The 16,433-nt window shown below is 32.9% G+C and carries 11 protein-coding genes and 3 tRNA genes; 6 read left to right on the plus strand and 8 right to left on the minus strand.

Annotated elements, in window-relative coordinates:
• The first annotated feature begins 39 nt into the window (after positions 1-39).
• The 5 genes from LPB136_RS01385 to LPB136_RS01405 all read left to right on the plus strand — a co-directional run bounded on the left by LPB136_RS01385 (position 40) and on the right by LPB136_RS01405 (position 3,325).
• Positions 40-2,103 (plus strand): HD family phosphohydrolase, encoded by a 2,064-nt coding sequence (locus tag LPB136_RS01385; protein WP_072554423.1) that lies wholly within the window; start codon positions 40-42, stop codon positions 2,101-2,103.
• 101 nt (positions 2,104-2,204) lie between these two features.
• Positions 2,205-2,288, plus strand: a tRNA-Ser gene (locus tag LPB136_RS01390).
• Positions 2,289-2,408: 120 nt separating this feature from the next.
• Positions 2,409-2,483: transfer RNA gene (locus LPB136_RS01395), tRNA-Pro, on the plus strand.
• A gap of 30 nt (positions 2,484-2,513) precedes the next feature.
• Positions 2,514-2,587, plus strand: a tRNA-Arg gene (locus tag LPB136_RS01400).
• Between the two features lie 75 nt (positions 2,588-2,662).
• On the plus strand, positions 2,663-3,325 hold the full coding sequence (locus LPB136_RS01405) for a class I SAM-dependent methyltransferase (RefSeq protein WP_072554424.1): 663 nt from the start codon (positions 2,663-2,665) through the stop codon (positions 3,323-3,325).
• A 3-nt stretch (positions 3,326-3,328) separates the two neighbouring features.
• On the opposite strand, the gene LPB136_RS01410 is transcribed toward LPB136_RS01405, so the two are convergent.
• The 8 genes from LPB136_RS01410 to LPB136_RS01445 form a co-directional block, all read right to left on the minus strand.
• Positions 3,329-6,199, minus strand: a complete 2,871-nt coding sequence (locus LPB136_RS01410; RefSeq protein ID WP_072554425.1) for a type I restriction endonuclease subunit R — start codon at positions 6,197-6,199, stop codon at positions 3,329-3,331.
• Positions 6,200-6,439: 240 nt separating this feature from the next.
• The gene (locus LPB136_RS01415; protein WP_072554426.1) at positions 6,440-6,727 is read right to left on the minus strand and encodes a GIY-YIG nuclease family protein; all 288 of its coding nucleotides are present in this window, start codon (positions 6,725-6,727) and stop codon (positions 6,440-6,442) included.
• A gap of 287 nt (positions 6,728-7,014) precedes the next feature.
• Positions 7,015-8,211: a restriction endonuclease subunit S gene (locus tag LPB136_RS01420; RefSeq protein WP_072554427.1), complete on the minus strand. Its 1,197-nt coding sequence runs from the start codon at positions 8,209-8,211 to the stop codon at positions 7,015-7,017.
• A gap of 99 nt (positions 8,212-8,310) precedes the next feature.
• Entirely contained in the window at positions 8,311-9,954 is a 1,644-nt protein-coding gene (locus tag LPB136_RS01425) for a type I restriction-modification system subunit M (protein WP_072554428.1), read from the minus strand.
• A 408-nt stretch (positions 9,955-10,362) separates the two neighbouring features.
• The gene (gene secA, locus LPB136_RS01430) at positions 10,363-13,704 is read right to left on the minus strand and encodes a preprotein translocase subunit SecA (protein WP_072554429.1); all 3,342 of its coding nucleotides are present in this window, start codon (positions 13,702-13,704) and stop codon (positions 10,363-10,365) included.
• 158 nt (positions 13,705-13,862) lie between these two features.
• Positions 13,863-14,084, minus strand: a complete 222-nt coding sequence (locus tag LPB136_RS01435) for a DUF2795 domain-containing protein (RefSeq protein ID WP_072554430.1) — start codon at positions 14,082-14,084, stop codon at positions 13,863-13,865.
• Between the two features lie 90 nt (positions 14,085-14,174).
• On the minus strand, positions 14,175-14,750 hold the full coding sequence (locus tag LPB136_RS01440) for a cob(I)yrinic acid a,c-diamide adenosyltransferase (RefSeq protein WP_072554431.1): 576 nt from the start codon (positions 14,748-14,750) through the stop codon (positions 14,175-14,177).
• Positions 14,751-14,808: 58 nt separating this feature from the next.
• Positions 14,809-15,540 (minus strand): O-methyltransferase, encoded by a 732-nt coding sequence (locus LPB136_RS01445; RefSeq protein WP_335743863.1) that lies wholly within the window; start codon positions 15,538-15,540, stop codon positions 14,809-14,811.
• 109 nt (positions 15,541-15,649) lie between these two features.
• Between LPB136_RS01445 and LPB136_RS01450 the strand changes: the two genes are divergently transcribed.
• The gene (locus LPB136_RS01450) at positions 15,650-16,432 is read left to right on the plus strand and encodes a polysaccharide biosynthesis/export family protein (RefSeq protein WP_072556868.1); all 783 of its coding nucleotides are present in this window, start codon (positions 15,650-15,652) and stop codon (positions 16,430-16,432) included.
• Position 16,433 lies beyond the last annotated feature (1 nt).

Consider the following 16,433-nt stretch of genomic DNA (forward strand, 5'->3'; position numbering starts at 1 on the left):
AATTCCAAAAGGTTATATTTACATATTCAAATAAGGAAAATGAATAATTTTATTAATAAGATTTATAAAAACAACACTATTGTATATAAAGTGTTGTTGTTTTTAATTACTGCAGTTGCCATTGTTTACCTATTTCCAAAAGGTGGGCAGTTTAAATACAATTTTAACAATGGTAAATTATGGCAGTATGATAATTTGTACGCGCCATTTGATTTTGCTATTCAAAAAACCAATGAAGAGCTTCTTGCTGAAAAAGCTTCGATAGGAAATACTGCAAAAAAATATTTTAAATATAATTTACAGATTCCTAAAGATGTAAAAACAGTTTTCGAGATTAAAATAAACACTTTAACAGAAAGCGATTCTTTATCCGAATATGAAATTAAAGATTTATATAAAAAAGGAAGTTTAATAATTGATAAAGTTTACAAAACTGGTTTTTTAGAAAATTCTAGTCAAAATAAGATAAATAATGCAACAGAAATTGTTGAACTTAGAAAAGGAAATGAAGTAGAAGAGGTTTCTTTTCAAAAAATATTAATAGCTAAAGATGTATTTAAAATAATAACTGAAAATATAGGGAATCAGCCTTTTTCTTTTGGTGAAAATGAAGTCCTAACAATACTTTCTGAAATATTAAAGCCAAATGTTTCTTTTGATGATAATTATACGCAAAAGGCTTTAGGAGAGTCTCTTAGTAATATTTCTTATACAAAAGGAAAAGTTTCTAATGGAGAATTAATAATTTTAAAAGGAGATATAGTTGAAGGTAAGAAGCTGAATATCTTAAATTCTTTAAAAAGCGAATCTGAATCTAAAATTTGGACAGAATCTAATTATAATTGGATTGTTTTTGGCTATGCAATTTTAGTGTCTTTAGCTTTATTAATGCTATTGCTTTTTTTACGAAAATACAGACCAGAAATTTTTGAAAATAATAACAAAGTAACGTTTATATTTTTCAATGTGTTTTTTATGGTTTTAGTGCAAACGTTGGTTATTAAATATAATTCTGCTTACTTATATGTAGTTCCTTTAAGTATTTTACCAATTGTATTAAAAGCCTTTTTCGATGCACGTTTAGGCTTGTTTACCCACGTATTAACGGTGTTGCTTTTGGGATTTATTGTGCCTAACAGTTTCGAGTTTATTTACTTACATATTATTGCAGGAATGGTAACTATTTTAACTGTTTCTGAATTATACAAACGAGCAAGCTTATTCATCTCAATAGGTCAAATTACATTGATTTATATGATTACGTATTTTGCATTTTCAATTATAAAAGAAGGAAATGCAAGTCAGGTTAATTGGGATTACTTCTTGCTTTTTTCAGCAAACGGATTATTATCTTTCTTAGCAGTTTTCTTTATTTATTTTTATGAGAAAGTCTTCGGATTGGTTTCGGATGTAACCTTATTAGAGCTTTCTAATACAAATTCTAAACTATTAAGAGAGTTGAATGAAAAAGCACCTGGAACTTTTCAGCATTCAATGCAAGTAGCCAATTTAGCGGAAGCAGCAGCAAACGAAATAGGAGCAAACTCAATGTTGGTTAGAACTGGAGCGTTGTATCATGATATTGGTAAAATGGTAAATCCGCAATATTTTATAGAAAATCAAGCAACAGGAGTAAACCCACATAACGATTTATCTGCACAAGATAGTGCGCATATAATTTTGAATCACGTTATAAACGGAATAGAATTAGCAAAGAAAAATAAACTACCTGATAGAATTATAGATTTTATAAGAACACACCACGGAACAAGTTTGGTGTATTATTTTTATAAGAAAGAACAAGACGCAAATCCAGATATTGACGTAAATATTAAGAAATTTATGTATCAAGGTCCAATTCCGTTCTCAAAAGAGACCGCAATTTTAATGATTTGTGATGCAGCAGAAGCAGCGTCAAAAAGTTTAAAAAATCCAACTTCAAACTCAATTGACGAGTTAATTAATAAGATTGTTGAAAAGCAAAAAGCTGATAATCAGTTTGTAAATTCAGATATAACTTTTAGAGAAATAGAAACAATTAAAAAAGTTATAAAAAAGAAATTGATGAATATTTATCACTTACGTGTAGAATATCCAGAATAGTGAAAAATATTATAAAAAATAGTTGTGATATTGTAATTGTAAATGTACATTTGCACTCGCAATTTTTGTTTCATGCTTTTTAAAAGTTTGAAATGTCCAAAGGAGAGGTGGCAGAGTGGTAATGCAGCAGATTGCTAATCTGTCGACGGGAAACTGTTGCCAGGGTTCGAGTCCCTGTCTCTCCGCTAAAAATTGCACTCGGGGTGTAGTACCGTATCAAGTACGGCATAAACTACGCTCAGAGAAGTAAGTTAAATTAAGATTGATAAAGTTTACAAGTTAGGCAAGTTAATTTTAATTTAATTCGGGGTGTAGCGTAGCCCGGTCATCGCGCCTCGTTTGGGACGAGGAGGTCGCAGGTTCGAATCCTGCCACCCCGACACAGTTGGTCGTAACAACTCAAAAATTACGGGCTCTTAGCTCAGCTGGATAGAGCACCTCCCTTCTAAGGAGGCGGTCGAAGGTTCGAATCCTTCAGGGCTCACTTAAAGCTTCACAGAAATGTGAGGCTTTTTTGTTTTTAAAAAGGTAGTTTAGTGTTCCTTTATTAATTTATTTTATGAAGCAGAAAAAAACAAAAACACCTTGGCCAACCAAAAAGGCGATGGAACAAGTATATCAAATGAATCTTTGGGGAAAAAACAACACCAATTTTTATTCAGGAGAAGGTTCTCATCTTCCTGAAATTGTAAATCCTTATGTTGATGTTTTAAAAATGTTTCTAGCTTCTCTTAAAGAGAAAATTACTCTTTGCGACTTTGGTTGTGGCGATTTTAACGTAGGTAATCAATTAGTTAAGTACGCAAGTAAATACATTGCGGTAGATATTGTTAAAGATCTAATTCAGTTTAACAAGGAACATTTTAAACAAGATAATTTAGAATTCCATTGTTTAGATATTGCAAAAGAGAACTTGCCAGCTGGAGACTGTGCCATAATAAGACAGGTGTTACAACATTTGTCTAACGCAGAAATTAAAAGTATTGTACCTAAATTAAGAGCTTTTAAGTATGTTGTTTTAACAGAACATGTACCTGAAGGAAACTTTACACCAAATATAGATATTATCTCAGGACAAGGAATTAGACTAAAAAAGAAAAGCGGTGTAAACTTATTAGCGCCTCCTTTTAATTTAAAAGTAAAAGAAGAAACTCAACTATTGTCTTTTAAATTGGAGCAGGGGAAAGGTGTTGTAAATACCGTTTTGTATAAAATGTTTTAATATTTACCCAGTCATTCCATCAACAAAAACCTGAATAAATTCTTTCATTTTATCAAGAATACGTTCGCCAATTTCTCTGGCTTTTAAAATACTTGGTCTGTTGTCCAAGCATTTAAAAATATCATCACGTAAAGGTTCTCTTCCGTATTCTGTGTAACTTTCTATTAAGGCTTTAAATTGCTTTTGGTCTAAATGTTCGTCTTCGCACATTTTAGATAAGGCTAATATTTTTTCTTCGTGCCAAAAACGTTCAAATTCATCTTGTATAGCATCTACATCGTTAATATGTGGTAAGTTTTCTTCAATAAATTTTTCTATCAATTCTCGTTTGCTACGTAGTTCTACATCGCCAGAAAGCATGTCTATAATGGCTTTTTTCTGCGCTTGCGAATCTGCTGTTTTAGCATCTTTTAATTTTGCTAACAATTGTAAAATGTAAGCGACATTTATTTTATCGCGATGAATTAACTCTAACTCAAAATCTATATCATCTAAAATAGATGTTTTATGTTTCTGACTTTCATCTTTAACCTTATCGTAAATGTCTAAATATTTACTTTTATAATCTTCAAATGTTTGTTCGTCTATACCAACATCTTCCCAATTAAAATCGGTGTACGATTCTAACACATTTTTTGCACGCAATAATCTTCTAAAAGCTTGTACAAATTTCAATTCATCTTCTTCACTTGCTAAATCATCTACAGAATTAAAAGTTGGTACTAATTTCAATAGGTTTTTTAAGGCTTCATCAAACTTTTCTGCCACTTTTTCGTATGGCGGAAGTATAATTTCTTCAATGGCATCTTTGTTAGAAAATAGCGTAATAGCTTCATCGGTAGCTTTCTTTAAATTTCTGAAACATAAAATATTTCCTTGAGATTTCTGCTCGCCTAAAATTCTGTTGGTTCTTGAATATGCCTGAATTAAACCATGATATTTTAAGTTCTTATCAACATATAAAGTGTTTACCTTTTTTGCGTCAAAACCTGTAAGCATCATGTTTACTACAATTACAATATCTAAACGGTTTTTGTCTTGAAAAGTAGTTTTTTCGCGTTCTTTTAAACGCTTGCTAATATCTTTAAAGTAGTTTTCAAACTGTTGACTGTCTTTGGTCGAAAAATTGGTATTGTACATTGCATTATAATCGGCAATGTAAGTATCTAATTTTTCTCTAGAATGATTGCTTTTGTAAGCCAATTTAGGTTCCGCAGCTTCTGGTAAAACGTCTCCTGGAATGTAATCTTGCGCATCTTCATCGTCTTCATTGGTTCCGTAGCTAAAAATAGTAGCAATGCGTAAATTGTGTTCACCAGCTTCTTTTTTTCGTTTAAAAATATCGTAATATTTAATCAACGTTTCAATATTACTAACAGCAAATAAAGCCGAATAATCTTTGCTAAATGTTTTCTGATTGTGATACGCAATTATATAATCTGCAATTTTTTCTAAACGTTTTTCATCTGCAAAAACCTCAGCAGTATCAATTGCTTCTACTTCAATATCAATTAGTGTGCGCCCTTTTTGCTTATACTTACCAATATATTCAATTCCAAAACGCAAAACATTTTGGTCTTTTATAGCATCTGTAATTACATATTTGTGCAAACAAGATCCAAATAAATCTTTGGTGGTTCGTTTTCCTAAATCGTTTTTAGAAGCGTTGTCTTTAAAAATTGGCGTTCCTGTAAAACCGAATAACTGACTACTTTTAAAATACTCCGTAATTTTTTTGTGTGTATCGCCAAATTGACTTCTATGGCATTCATCAAAAATAAAAACTACTTTTTTATCTTGTAAATGCGTTAAACTTTTCTCGTAATTGGCTTTAGAAATGGCATTGTTTAGTTTCTGAATAGTAGTTAATACCAATTTAGAATCGTCTGTTAGTTGTTTTACTAAAGATTGCGTGTTGTTGGTAACATCTACACTGTCTTTTTTAAAGCTGTTAAACTCTAACATGGTTTGGTAATCTAAATCTTTTCTATCCACCACAAAAACTACTTTGTAAACGTCTGGCAAATCCATAATTAACTGACTTGCTTTAAAGGAAGTCAATGTTTTTCCAGAACCAGTAGTGTGCCAAATATATCCGTTTTCATTACTCGTAGCAACTTGATTTACAATATGTTCTGCTGCGTAAAATTGATACGGACGCAACACCATTAATATTTTATGGGTTTGATTGCGAACAATATATTTAGCAATCATTTTACCTAAATGATTTGGATGCAAAAACGAACCTGCAAACTGTGTTAAATCTGTAATATTTTTATTGTGTTCGTCTGCCCAAAAGAAAGTCTGTTTAACCGATTGCAACTTGTTATTGGCTAAATACTTTGTATTTACGCCGTTGCTAATAATAAACAATTGTACATATTGAAACAAACCGTGGTTAGACCAAAACGAATGCCTTTGATAACGATTAATCTGATTAAAAGCTTCCTTAATTTCTAAACCTCTACGTTTTAATTCTATTTGTACCAATGGCAAACCGTTTACCAATAACGTAACATCGTAACGGTTTTTGTAACTGCCTTCTTGGGTAATTTGGTTGGTAACTTGGAATAAATTTGAAGTCCAATCTTCACTATTAAAAAAGCGTAGGTAAAAACTATCTCCGTTTTCTCTGGTAATATTGAAACGATCTCGCAACGTTTTTGCTTTTTCAAAAACATTACCTTTTGCTAAATGGTTTACAATAGTATCAAACTCTTTGGTAGAAAACGTTGTGTTGTTAAACGCTTCTAATTGCGTTTTTAAATTAGCCAACAACGCATCACCATCTTTTATGGTAACTTTTTGGTAGCCTAAACCTGCTAATTGTTTAATTAGGTTATTTTCTAGTTGAAGTTCAGATTGTTTTGTCATTTAATTCGTCATTGCGAGTGCAACGCAGTGAAGCGAAGCAATCTTTTTAATGTTTCTGTCATTGCGAGGCTTTTATGTTACGTCATTGCGAGGAACGAAGCAATCTGTTTAATGTTAGTTCTACTCGTTACTGTCATTGCGAACGCAGTGAAGCAATCTGTTTAATGTTAGTTCTACACTTCGTGAGATTGCCGCGCTTCACTGCGTTACGCTCGCAATGACGATCGCGAGGCAATGACGTTACAAGTCATCAAACAAATCTAACCACGCTGGATTTATGCTTTCTATTAATGCTATTTTTTTTGCTCTATTGCCTGCTTTTAATTGTTTTTCTCTGCCAATGGCATCGCCAATCATTTGGTGTGCTTCGTAATAGACTAATTTAGTTAAATTATATCTGGCAGAAAAAGATTTTTTATCATGTTTTTCTTTATGCTGAAGAATACGCTGTTTTAAATTAGACGTTACACCAACATATAATGTGGTATTGTTTTTATTGGTTAGTATGTAAACGTATCCTGGTTTCATTCTATTCTGTCATTGCGTGGCTTACTCGTTACGTCATTGCGAACACAGTGAAGCAATCTGTTTATTATTAATTCTGTCATTGCGAGGCTTTTACGTTACGTCATTGCGAGGAACGAAGCAATCTGTTTGTCATTGCGAACGCAGTGAAGCAATCTGTTTAATGTTAGTTCTACACTTCATGAGATTGCCGCGTCGTTCCTCCTCGCAGTGACGTTGTGAGATTGCTTCGGTCATTCTTCCCTCGCAATGACGTCGTGAGACAATGACGTGCGCGAGGCAATGACGCACTAAACAAACAACTGCTGCAACAAACCTTTTTTAAATTGTTGGTGGCTGAGCGTAGCCGAAGCCACGTTGGCAATTTTACTATCTATGGCACTTAAATACGATGCTATTTTTTGTTGTTCATCTATAGTTGGAATTAATATTTTCATGTCAGTTAAAGTTGTCATAACAATATAAGGTGTGTTTCCATCTTTTTTTTCTCTAAATATCCTCTTGTATAGAAATTTATCTAAAAAGTATTTCATGTAAAATATATCTTGCACAAATTCGTCTAATACATAGGTTCTTTGGTAAGCATTAAATTTACCTTTATAATGATGAATATATCCCACATTTGCACCATTTCCAGAAATAATTAAGGCATTTGTATCAAATTCAAAATTATCAATATTGAAATAATTTTTAGCACAAGTATAAAATCGATATTGACCGTTCTCAACCATAGCGTTTGCATCTAATTTACCTGTAGTTATATTACACAATTCCCCCAATTTCTTCTCTTCCCAATCTGGGAATTGTGCTTCTTTTGAAGAGATTGCTTCGAGTTTGCCGCGTCGTGTTTGCTTCGTGCCTCGCAACAGGCTCTCGCAATGACTGCTCGCAATGACAGATTCATCGGGTTTAAACCGCAATTGTTGCGAGAACAATTGTTGCATAACGCCTTTTTTGTAGGTTTCTAATAGTTCTTTTTTACGCTGTAGTTGCTGTATTTTGTTGTCTATAGCTGTTAGAAAATTGGCTATTTTTTGTTGTTCTGGGAGTGTTGGAAGGTTGATTTTTATTCCTTTTAATAATCCTCCAGTTATTAGTGGTTGTCCTGAACCAAATATTAATCTATTAAGATTAAACTTTTCTAAAAATCCTTCAGTAAAACAATTATTTAGAATGTTTTTCTTAGAATCAATAATTAGTGTGTTATCTGTTACCGCATATTTTCCTGAAACTCTATTAATTCGTCCTGCATTTGCACCAACTCTTGCAATTAATATATATTCACCTTCATGCGTAAATTGATTGCTTTTCCCAATAACTCCAGTTGAGCCATAAACTAAAAATTCACCTTCGCTTCCTGGTTTAATTTTACCAGAGGAAATACTATTCACTAAATCTCCAAATTTCTTCTCTTCCCATTCACCTTCAAACTCTTTAAAGCGCAGTTTGGGTTTTAGTGGTTTTGTATGTGTTGTTGTGTTGGTCATTTGGTTGTGTTTGTCATTGCGAGGCACGAAGCAATCTGTTTAATGTTTTAGTTTCTATTCATGAGATTGCTTCACTGCGTTCGCAATGACGTTTCGTTTTTAAAAAGGAGTTTCAATATTTAACTGTTTGCAAAAATCTGCAATGGTTGTATCTGTTTTTTTTATGTCTGTTTCTAAAGCTTTCAAGTCTTTAGAAACGGCTGCTAAATCTATAGGTTCTTCTTCTTCAAACGTATCTACATAACGCGGTATGTTTAGGTTGTAATCGTTTTCTTTTACTTCGTTTAAAGTGGCTATGTAAGCGTATTTATCTTCTAACACCCCACTTAATCTCCCCTCAAGGGGAGAACTGTATGTTCTGTAAGTGTTTATAATTTTATCTAAATGTTCTTCTAATAGTACATTTTGGGTTTTTACTTTCTCAAAATGTTGGCTGGCGTCTATAAATAGGATGCTTTCGCTTCTTTTTGGTTGAGATTCTTCGGTCATGCTTCCCTCTGAATGACAGCTACGATTCTTTTTTAACACTAAAATACACGTTGGTATGCTTGTACCATAAAAGATGTTTGCTGGCAAACCAATTACGGCGTCTAAATAGTTTTTGTCTGCTATTAAAAACTTTCTAATATGGCCTTCGGCTGCGCCTCTAAACAAAACTCCGTGTGGTAAAACGCACGCCATGGTTCCGTTATCATCTAATTGATGTACCATGTGTTGTACAAAGGCAAAATCGGCTTTCGATTTTGGTGCTAATTTTCCGTAAGCAGAAAATCGGTCATCACTCATAAAAAGTGGGCTCGCGCTCCAATTTGCAGAAAATGGCGGATTTGCAACAATGGCTTCAAAACGTTTATCTATATGGTTTGGACTTGGGTTTACCAGTGTGTCTTCGTTATAAATATCAAACTGTTTGTAATGTACATTGTGCATAATCATGTTCATTCTACACAAGTTGTAGGTTGTTGGGTTGCTTTCTTGCCCAAAGAACTCGCCAACTTCTTGTACTTCTTTAGAAACGCGTAGTAATAAAGAACCCGAACCACAGGTTGGATCGTACACAGATTTTAATTTGGTTTTATTGGTGGTTACCAATTTTGCCAATATTTTAGAGACTTGCTGTGGTGTGTAAAACTCGCCTGCTTTTTTACCTGCGCCACTTGCAAATTGCCCAATTAAATACTCATACGCATCGCCCAAAATATCGCTTTCGGTGTTTTCTACATCAAAATCAATGCCTTCTAAATGGGTTAATACTTTTACAATGAGTTCGTTTTTGGCGTCTTCGGTTTTACCTAATTTACTACTTGTTAAATCTAAGTCTTCAAAGAGATTGCCAAAATCGTCTTCGCTTTCGCTTCCCATGGTGCTTTGCTCTATGCTGTTTAGCACGTTTGCTAAATCGCCCAGAATAAAGTTGTTTTTGTTGCCGGAGTTTCCGCGTTTTGCAAGTTCACTAAACAATTCACTTGGTTTTAAAAAATAACCGAGTTTGTCTAATGCTTCAAAACGGATGGCTTCTAATAATTCTGCTGCTTTTTCATGATTTTCTACAGTTTGGTAACTTAAACCGTCTGGATCAAGGATAACGTTGGCGTAGTTTTTCATTTTTCGGCTTAAATATTTGTAAAAAATGAAGCCTAATATATAATCTCTAAAATCGTCTGCGTCCATATTTCCACGTAAATCGTTGGCAATATTCCACAAAGTTTGTTTTAGAATTTGTTGTTTTTGTTCTTCTGACATTTAAAAGTAAGGTTGATTAGCAGTTTTTTCTTTTGAAACTTAAAAATAGTAAATTGAAACGGAACTGCATTGTAAATAGTAGATTTCTCTAAAATATGTTTTTTTTTTTCCGCAAAGCGGGAAGAATAAAAAGATTTCTCGATACAAAATTCTTGAAAAAAGAATTGTACTCGAAGTGACAGTGTGTGATTAACTGTGTGTGTTTTTCAGTAAGAGTAAAAAGATACTGTCAGTTCTAGTGAGTTTGTGAAGTAGGAGCAAATTTGTTTCGAGAACTTTTTACTACTAAAATTTTCCACAAAAAAACTCGAAGCAAAGCTTCGAGTTTTTAATTTTTGAACGTTTAGTTTAAAATATAATCGTTCCTAATCGTTCCTAATCGTTGGTTGAGCGTAGCCGAAACCAAACCTAGTTATTATACAAAACCCATTCGCCTTTTTCTAAAAGCGGAATTGCTTGTTTGTACTTCACTTGCTTTTCTTCGCCACTCATTACATTTTTAATAGTAACGCGCTCATTTCTACCAATTTTTGGTTGGTCTCGCACAATAGTTTCAACAGGTTCTTGTTGTTGCTGGCGTGAGTTCTGAATTGCTTGTTGTGTTGAGTTCTGAACATCGTCTTTACGTAAGTCTAGTTTTTCTCTAGTTTGCTCACGTGCTTCCGAAATCTGATTTGCTTCTTGGTTTGGCAATTTCCCTTTAAATAAGAACGATAATACTTCTTTATTAATGTCTGCAACCGTTAATTTAAACAATTCAAAAGCTTCGAACTTATAAATTAACAACGGATCTTTTTGCTCGTAAGATGCATTTTGTACAGACTGTTTTAGCTCGTCCATTTTACGTAAATGCTCTTTCCAGTTTTCGTCTATAATGGCAAGCGTAATGTTCTTTTCAAAGTCTTTAACTAAAGATTGTCCTTCAGTTTCATAGGCTTCTTTTAAGTTGGTGGTAACTTGTAATGTTTTTACGCCATCTGTAAAAGGAACTACAATACGCTGGTATCTGTCGCCTTCGTTTTCAAACACATTTTTAATAACTGGATATGCTTGTGCGGCATTTCTAATTTTATCTTCTTTATAATGTGCAGTTACAATTGTGTATAATTTATCAGTCAATTCTTTTTCTGATAGCTTATTGAATTCTGCTTCCGTAAAAGGAGAAGTCATTGAAGAAAAACGAATTAATTCAAACTCAAAATTCTGGAAATCTTTGTTTTGCTTGTTGGCAATTGTAATAGCTTCACATGTTTCAAAAATCATGTTAGCAACATCAATTTGTAAACGAGTTCCGTCTAAAGCGTGTCTTCTGCGTTTGTACACAAACTCACGTTGTGCATTCATAACATCATCATATTCTAACAAACGTTTACGGATACCAAAGTTGTTTTCTTCTACTTTTTTCTGCGCTCTTTCAATAGATTTAGAAATCATAGAATGCTGAATTACTTCGCCTTCTTTTAAGCCCATTCTATCCATCATTTTTGCAATTCTGTCCGAACCAAAAAGACGCATTAAATTGTCATCTAAAGCTACATAAAATTGAGAAGAACCAACATCACCTTGTCTTCCTGCACGTCCACGTAACTGTCTATCTACACGTCTAGAATCGTGTCTTTCTGTACCAATAATTGCTAAACCACCATTAGCTTTCACTTCATCAGATAATTTAATATCGGTACCACGACCAGCCATATTTGTAGCAATTGTTACAACACCAGGATTACCTGCTTGTGCAACTACATCAGCTTCTCGCTTGTGTAATTTTGCATTCAAAATATTATGTGGAATCTTACGCATTTGTAACATTCTACCTAATAATTCTGATATTTCTACCGAAGTTGTTCCAACTAAAACTGGTCTTCCTTCACCAACCAATTTTACAACATCTTCAATTACTGCATTGTATTTTTCACGCGTAGTTTTGTAAACTAAATCGTCTTTATCATCTCTTTGAATTGGTCTGTTTGTTGGAATTTCTACAACGTCTAATTTGTAAATTTCCCAGAATTCACCCGCTTCTGTAATCGCTGTACCTGTCATTCCAGATAATTTACGATACATTCTAAAGTAGTTTTGAAGTGTTACCGTTGCAAAAGTTTGCGTAGCGTCTTCAATTTTACAGTTTTCTTTCGCTTCAATTGCTTGGTGTAATCCGTCTGAATAACGACGACCGTCCATAATACGACCGGTTTGTTCATCAACAATCATTACTTTATTTTCCATAACCACATACTCAACATCTTTTTCAAAAACCGTGTAGGCTTTTAACAATTGATTCATTGTGTGGATACGTTCACTTTTTATGCTAAAGTCTCTGTATAATTCTTCTTTTTCTTCTGCTTTTTCTTCTGCGGAAGCTTCGCTGCTTTCAATTTCACCAACTCTTACACCAATATCTGGTAACACAAAGAAAGTTTCGTTTTTGGTTACTTCAGATAAATGAGAAATACCTTTATCTGTTAAATCAATCTGATTGTTTTTTTCTTCAATGGTAAACCATAAATCTTCGTCTACTTCTGGCATTAACTTGTTGTTGTCTGCCATGTAGAAGTTTTCAGTTTTTTGTAATAACTGTTTAATTCCTTCTTGCGATAAAAATTTAATTAACGCTTTGTTTTTTGGTAAACCTCTGTAAACTCTTAATAATAAGAAGCCACCATCTTTAGTGTTGTCTTCTGCAATTAGTTTTTTTGCTTCTGCTAAAACGCTTACTAAATAATTTTTTTGAAGCGAAACTAAGTCAGCAACTAAAGGTTTTAATTCTGTAAACTCATGTCTGTCTCCTTGCGGAACTGGTCCAGAAATAATTAATGGCGTTCTTGCGTCATCAATTAAAACTGAATCTACCTCATCAATAATTGCGTAGTTTGGTGCGCGTTGTACTAAGTCTTTTTTAGACGAAGCCATATTATCACGTAAATAATCAAAACCAAATTCGTTATTTGTTCCGTAGGTAATGTCTGCGTTGTATGCTTTTCTTCTTTCTTCTGAGTTAGGTTGATAATAATCTACACAATCAGTAGAAAGTCCGTGAAACTCAAAAAGTGGAGCCATCCAAGCGCGGTCACGCTTTGCTAAATACTCATTTACAGTTACAACGTGCACGCCGTTACCAGTTAATGCATTTAAATACACAGGAAGCGTAGAAACTAAGGTTTTACCTTCACCAGTCATCATTTCGGCAATTTTACCTTGGTGTAAAACAGACCCACCAATTAATTGAACATCGTAATGTACCATGTCCCAAGTTACCGGTTTACCGCTTGCATCCCAAGAATTTGCCCAAAATGCTTTGTCATCTTCTAAGTTAACATGGTCGTGTGTTGCAGATAATTCTCTGTCAAAAGGGGTTGCAGTAACTTCAATTTCTTCGTTATTTACAAAGCGCTTTGCAGTTTCTTTTACAACGGCAAATGCTTCTGGCATAATTTCTTCTAAAACCTTTTCAGAGGCTTCATAAGCTAAGTCTTTTAACGAATCTATTTCTGCGTAAATTCCTTCTTGATCGTCTATTGCAGCTTCAGTAGCTTGTGCTTCTAAAGAACTAATTTTAGTTGTAAACTCTTCAGTTGCTTTTGCAATTTTGTTTTTAAATTCTATTGTTTTTGCACGTAATTCATCGTGAGATAAACTAGCCAAAGCGCTTTCAAAAGCATTTACCTTGTTTACAATAGGTTGTAGTATTTTTAAATCTTTTTCTTGTTTGTCTCCAACAAAAAGTTTGATAACTGAGTTTAGTATGCTCATTTTATAATTGTTTTATTTTTAATCCCATAATTAAGATTAAAAGTATGTGTCTGATTTGCAGTCCCTTATAATTTAAAAGAATTATAAAAACTGAGGGTTTAAATTTAACCAAAAAAAAAGCCTCAAATGAGACTTTTAGATATTTTTTTACGAGTATGTTAGTATTCGTCTTCGTTCCAAAGATAATCTTCTTCGGTTGGATAGTCTGGCCAAATTTCTACGATTGAGTCGTAAGAATCACCTTCGTCTTCAATTCCTTGTAGGTTTTCTACAACTTCTAGTGGAGCGCCTGTTCTAATAGCGTAATCTACTAATTCGTCTTTTGTTGCTGGCCATGGTGCATCTGCTAAATAGGATGCTAATTCTAAAGTCCAATACATTTTTTTAATGTTTAATTTCTGCAAAAATAATTTTTTTAACGAGAAATGCAAGTTTTTTTTAAAAAATGTGTAAATCAATAAAAAAAGAACTTAATTTTTTTTCTCGGGAATCCATTTGATTTCCTTTGCTGATAAGTCTTTAGACAACTTTCGTGCCAACACAAAAAGGTAGTCAGAAAGTCGGTTTAAATACATTAATACGTCAGGATTTATAGGTTCCTGTTCGCTTAATTCAACAACCAAACGCTCTGTACGGCGGCAAACACATCTAGCAATATGACAGAATGACACAGTTTGATGTCCGCCTGGTAGAATAAAATGTGTCATCTGCGGAAGCTCTTCATTCATTTTATCAATCTCTTTTTCAAGAAATTCAATTGAGTTATTTTCAACCTTAAGAATATTTAAGCGTTCTTTTCCGTTTTTTAGTGTTTCTTTTTCTGGTGGCGTTGCCAACATTGCACCCAAAGTAAAGATATCGTGCTGAATTTTATTTAACGAACTTTTAATGTGTTCGCTAATTTCTTGATCTCTAATTAAACCAATATGAGAGTTTAGTTCATCTGCAGTTCCGTAACTTTCTATGCGTAAATTGTATTTAGGAACGCGTGTTCCTCCAAAAAGTGCGGTTGTACCTTTATCTCCAGTTTTTGTGTATATTTTCATTTGTAATGAGTTGCAAAGTTTAAAGTAACAAAGTTACAAAGTTTTAGTGTTATGAATTTTATATTCTAATTGTATAATGTTCTTTTGCTTGTTTTGGGTTGAAAAAAACAAATCCCCATTGAAAAGTATCTACAGTACAAGAAACTTTTGGGTGTTTTTTTATTTGTTGCCAAGCTTCCTGCATTTCTTTGCTCCAATAAATATCATCAAAAATAAATATTGCGTTTTTATTGGCTGATTTTAAACAAGCTTCAAAATACTGTAAAGTAGCTTCTTTTTGATGATTTCCATCGAAATAAATAAAATCGAATTGTTTATTTTCAATTGCTTTTGGTAAATTTTTAGCAAAATCGCCAACTTGTAAAGTAATGTTAGAAAACCCAAACTCATTAAATTGTTGTTGTGCAATTTTTGCAGTTTCTGGGCAACCTTCTAAAGTTGTAATTGCAATGTTTTTGTTCTTTGCTGCTAAAGCGGAAGTTGCTAAGCCTAAAGAAGTGCCAATTTCTAAAATTTCTTTTGGTTGAAAATACGTTGTTAAGCGAATTAATAATTTGGCTCTTTTGTTAGAAATTCCTGCAACTTTTACAATTTGGTTAATTTGCCTTTCATTCGAAGAAAAAACAGAAGAACCTGCTCCAAAATCGGTAACCTTAATTGTTGCTGTGTTGCTTAATAATTGTTCTTTATAATTCGTGAAAATTTTATTTTTTTCAATCGAAGTTTTAGGGTTGATATAGTTGTTTTTAAACCCTAAAATAAAAGAATGTTTGTTGTTCTTTTGATTCAAAGATTTAAGTAAAAAAAGCAGAAATGATTTTAGTTTGAAAAACATTGGGGCTAAAATAACAGTTTTAGTTTTTAAAAATTATATTTGTGAATCAAATTACCCTACAATTATGATTAGAAATTTAACGATTCTTTTAATTATCATTATTTTTTCTTCTTGCGTTCCAAGTAAAGATTTGGTTTATTTACAAGGAGATCCGGTACAGAAAACTGAAATTCATAAAATAAATAACGAGCCATATAAACTTCAAATAAGTGATGTTATCTCTATAAATATAAAAGCGCCAGATGAAAAATTAGTTGCTTTGTTTAAGAAAACTGAAGGTACAAGTTCTTCTCAGCAACCTACAGATGGCGGCTATTTTTCTGGATATACAGTTGATAATCATGGGAATATTAGATTGCCGTATTTGGGAGAAATAAATGTTTTAGGATTTACTACAAAAGAAGTTAGAGTAAAATTAGAAGAACGTTTAAAAGGAATGTTTAAAAATCCAGACGATGTTTTTGTTACTGTAAAATTAGCAGGAATAAAATATACAGTTATTGGAGAAGTAGCAAATCCTGGTCCAAAAGTAATTTACCAAAATCAAGTTAGTATTATAGATGCAATCTCTAATGCTGGCGATATTTCGGTTACAGGAAATAGAAAGCAGATTGAAATTTATAGAGGTTATTTAAATAATGATGTAGAAAAATTTTCTATAGATTTAACAAGTGTAGATGCTTTTAATTCTGAAATTTTTTACATAAAACCAAACGATATAATTAATGTGTTGCCATTAAAACAAAAAGCTTGGGGAACGGGTACAACAGGTTTGTCTTCTTTAACAACAATACTTTCTGTATTTACTTTGGTAACATCAACTATATTATTGGTAAGAGGTTTATAAA

The sequence above is a fragment of the Tenacibaculum todarodis genome (genome assembly GCF_001889045.1).
Classification (GTDB): domain Bacteria; phylum Bacteroidota; class Bacteroidia; order Flavobacteriales; family Flavobacteriaceae; genus Polaribacter; species Polaribacter todarodis.

Coding starts and splice junctions, on each gene's coding strand:
- LPB136_RS01450 (WP_072556868.1), top strand. CDS start 15,650: ATGATTAGAAATTTAACGATTCTTTTAATTATCATTATTTTTTCTTCT.
- LPB136_RS01405 (WP_072554424.1), top strand. CDS start 2,663: ATGAAGCAGAAAAAAACAAAAACACCTTGGCCAACCAAAAAGGCGATG.
- secA (WP_072554429.1), bottom strand. CDS start 13,704: ATGAGCATACTAAACTCAGTTATCAAACTTTTTGTTGGAGACAAACAA.
- LPB136_RS01440 (WP_072554431.1), bottom strand. CDS start 14,750: ATGAAAATATACACAAAAACTGGAGATAAAGGTACAACCGCACTTTTT.
- LPB136_RS01410 (WP_072554425.1), bottom strand. CDS start 6,199: ATGACAAAACAATCTGAACTTCAACTAGAAAATAACCTAATTAAACAA.
- LPB136_RS01425 (WP_072554428.1), bottom strand. CDS start 9,954: ATGTCAGAAGAACAAAAACAACAAATTCTAAAACAAACTTTGTGGAAT.
- LPB136_RS01385 (WP_072554423.1), top strand. CDS start 40: ATGAATAATTTTATTAATAAGATTTATAAAAACAACACTATTGTATAT.
- LPB136_RS01435 (WP_072554430.1), bottom strand. CDS start 14,084: ATGTATTGGACTTTAGAATTAGCATCCTATTTAGCAGATGCACCATGG.
- LPB136_RS01420 (WP_072554427.1), bottom strand. CDS start 8,211: ATGACCAACACAACAACACATACAAAACCACTAAAACCCAAACTGCGC.
- LPB136_RS01415 (WP_072554426.1), bottom strand. CDS start 6,727: ATGAAACCAGGATACGTTTACATACTAACCAATAAAAACAATACCACA.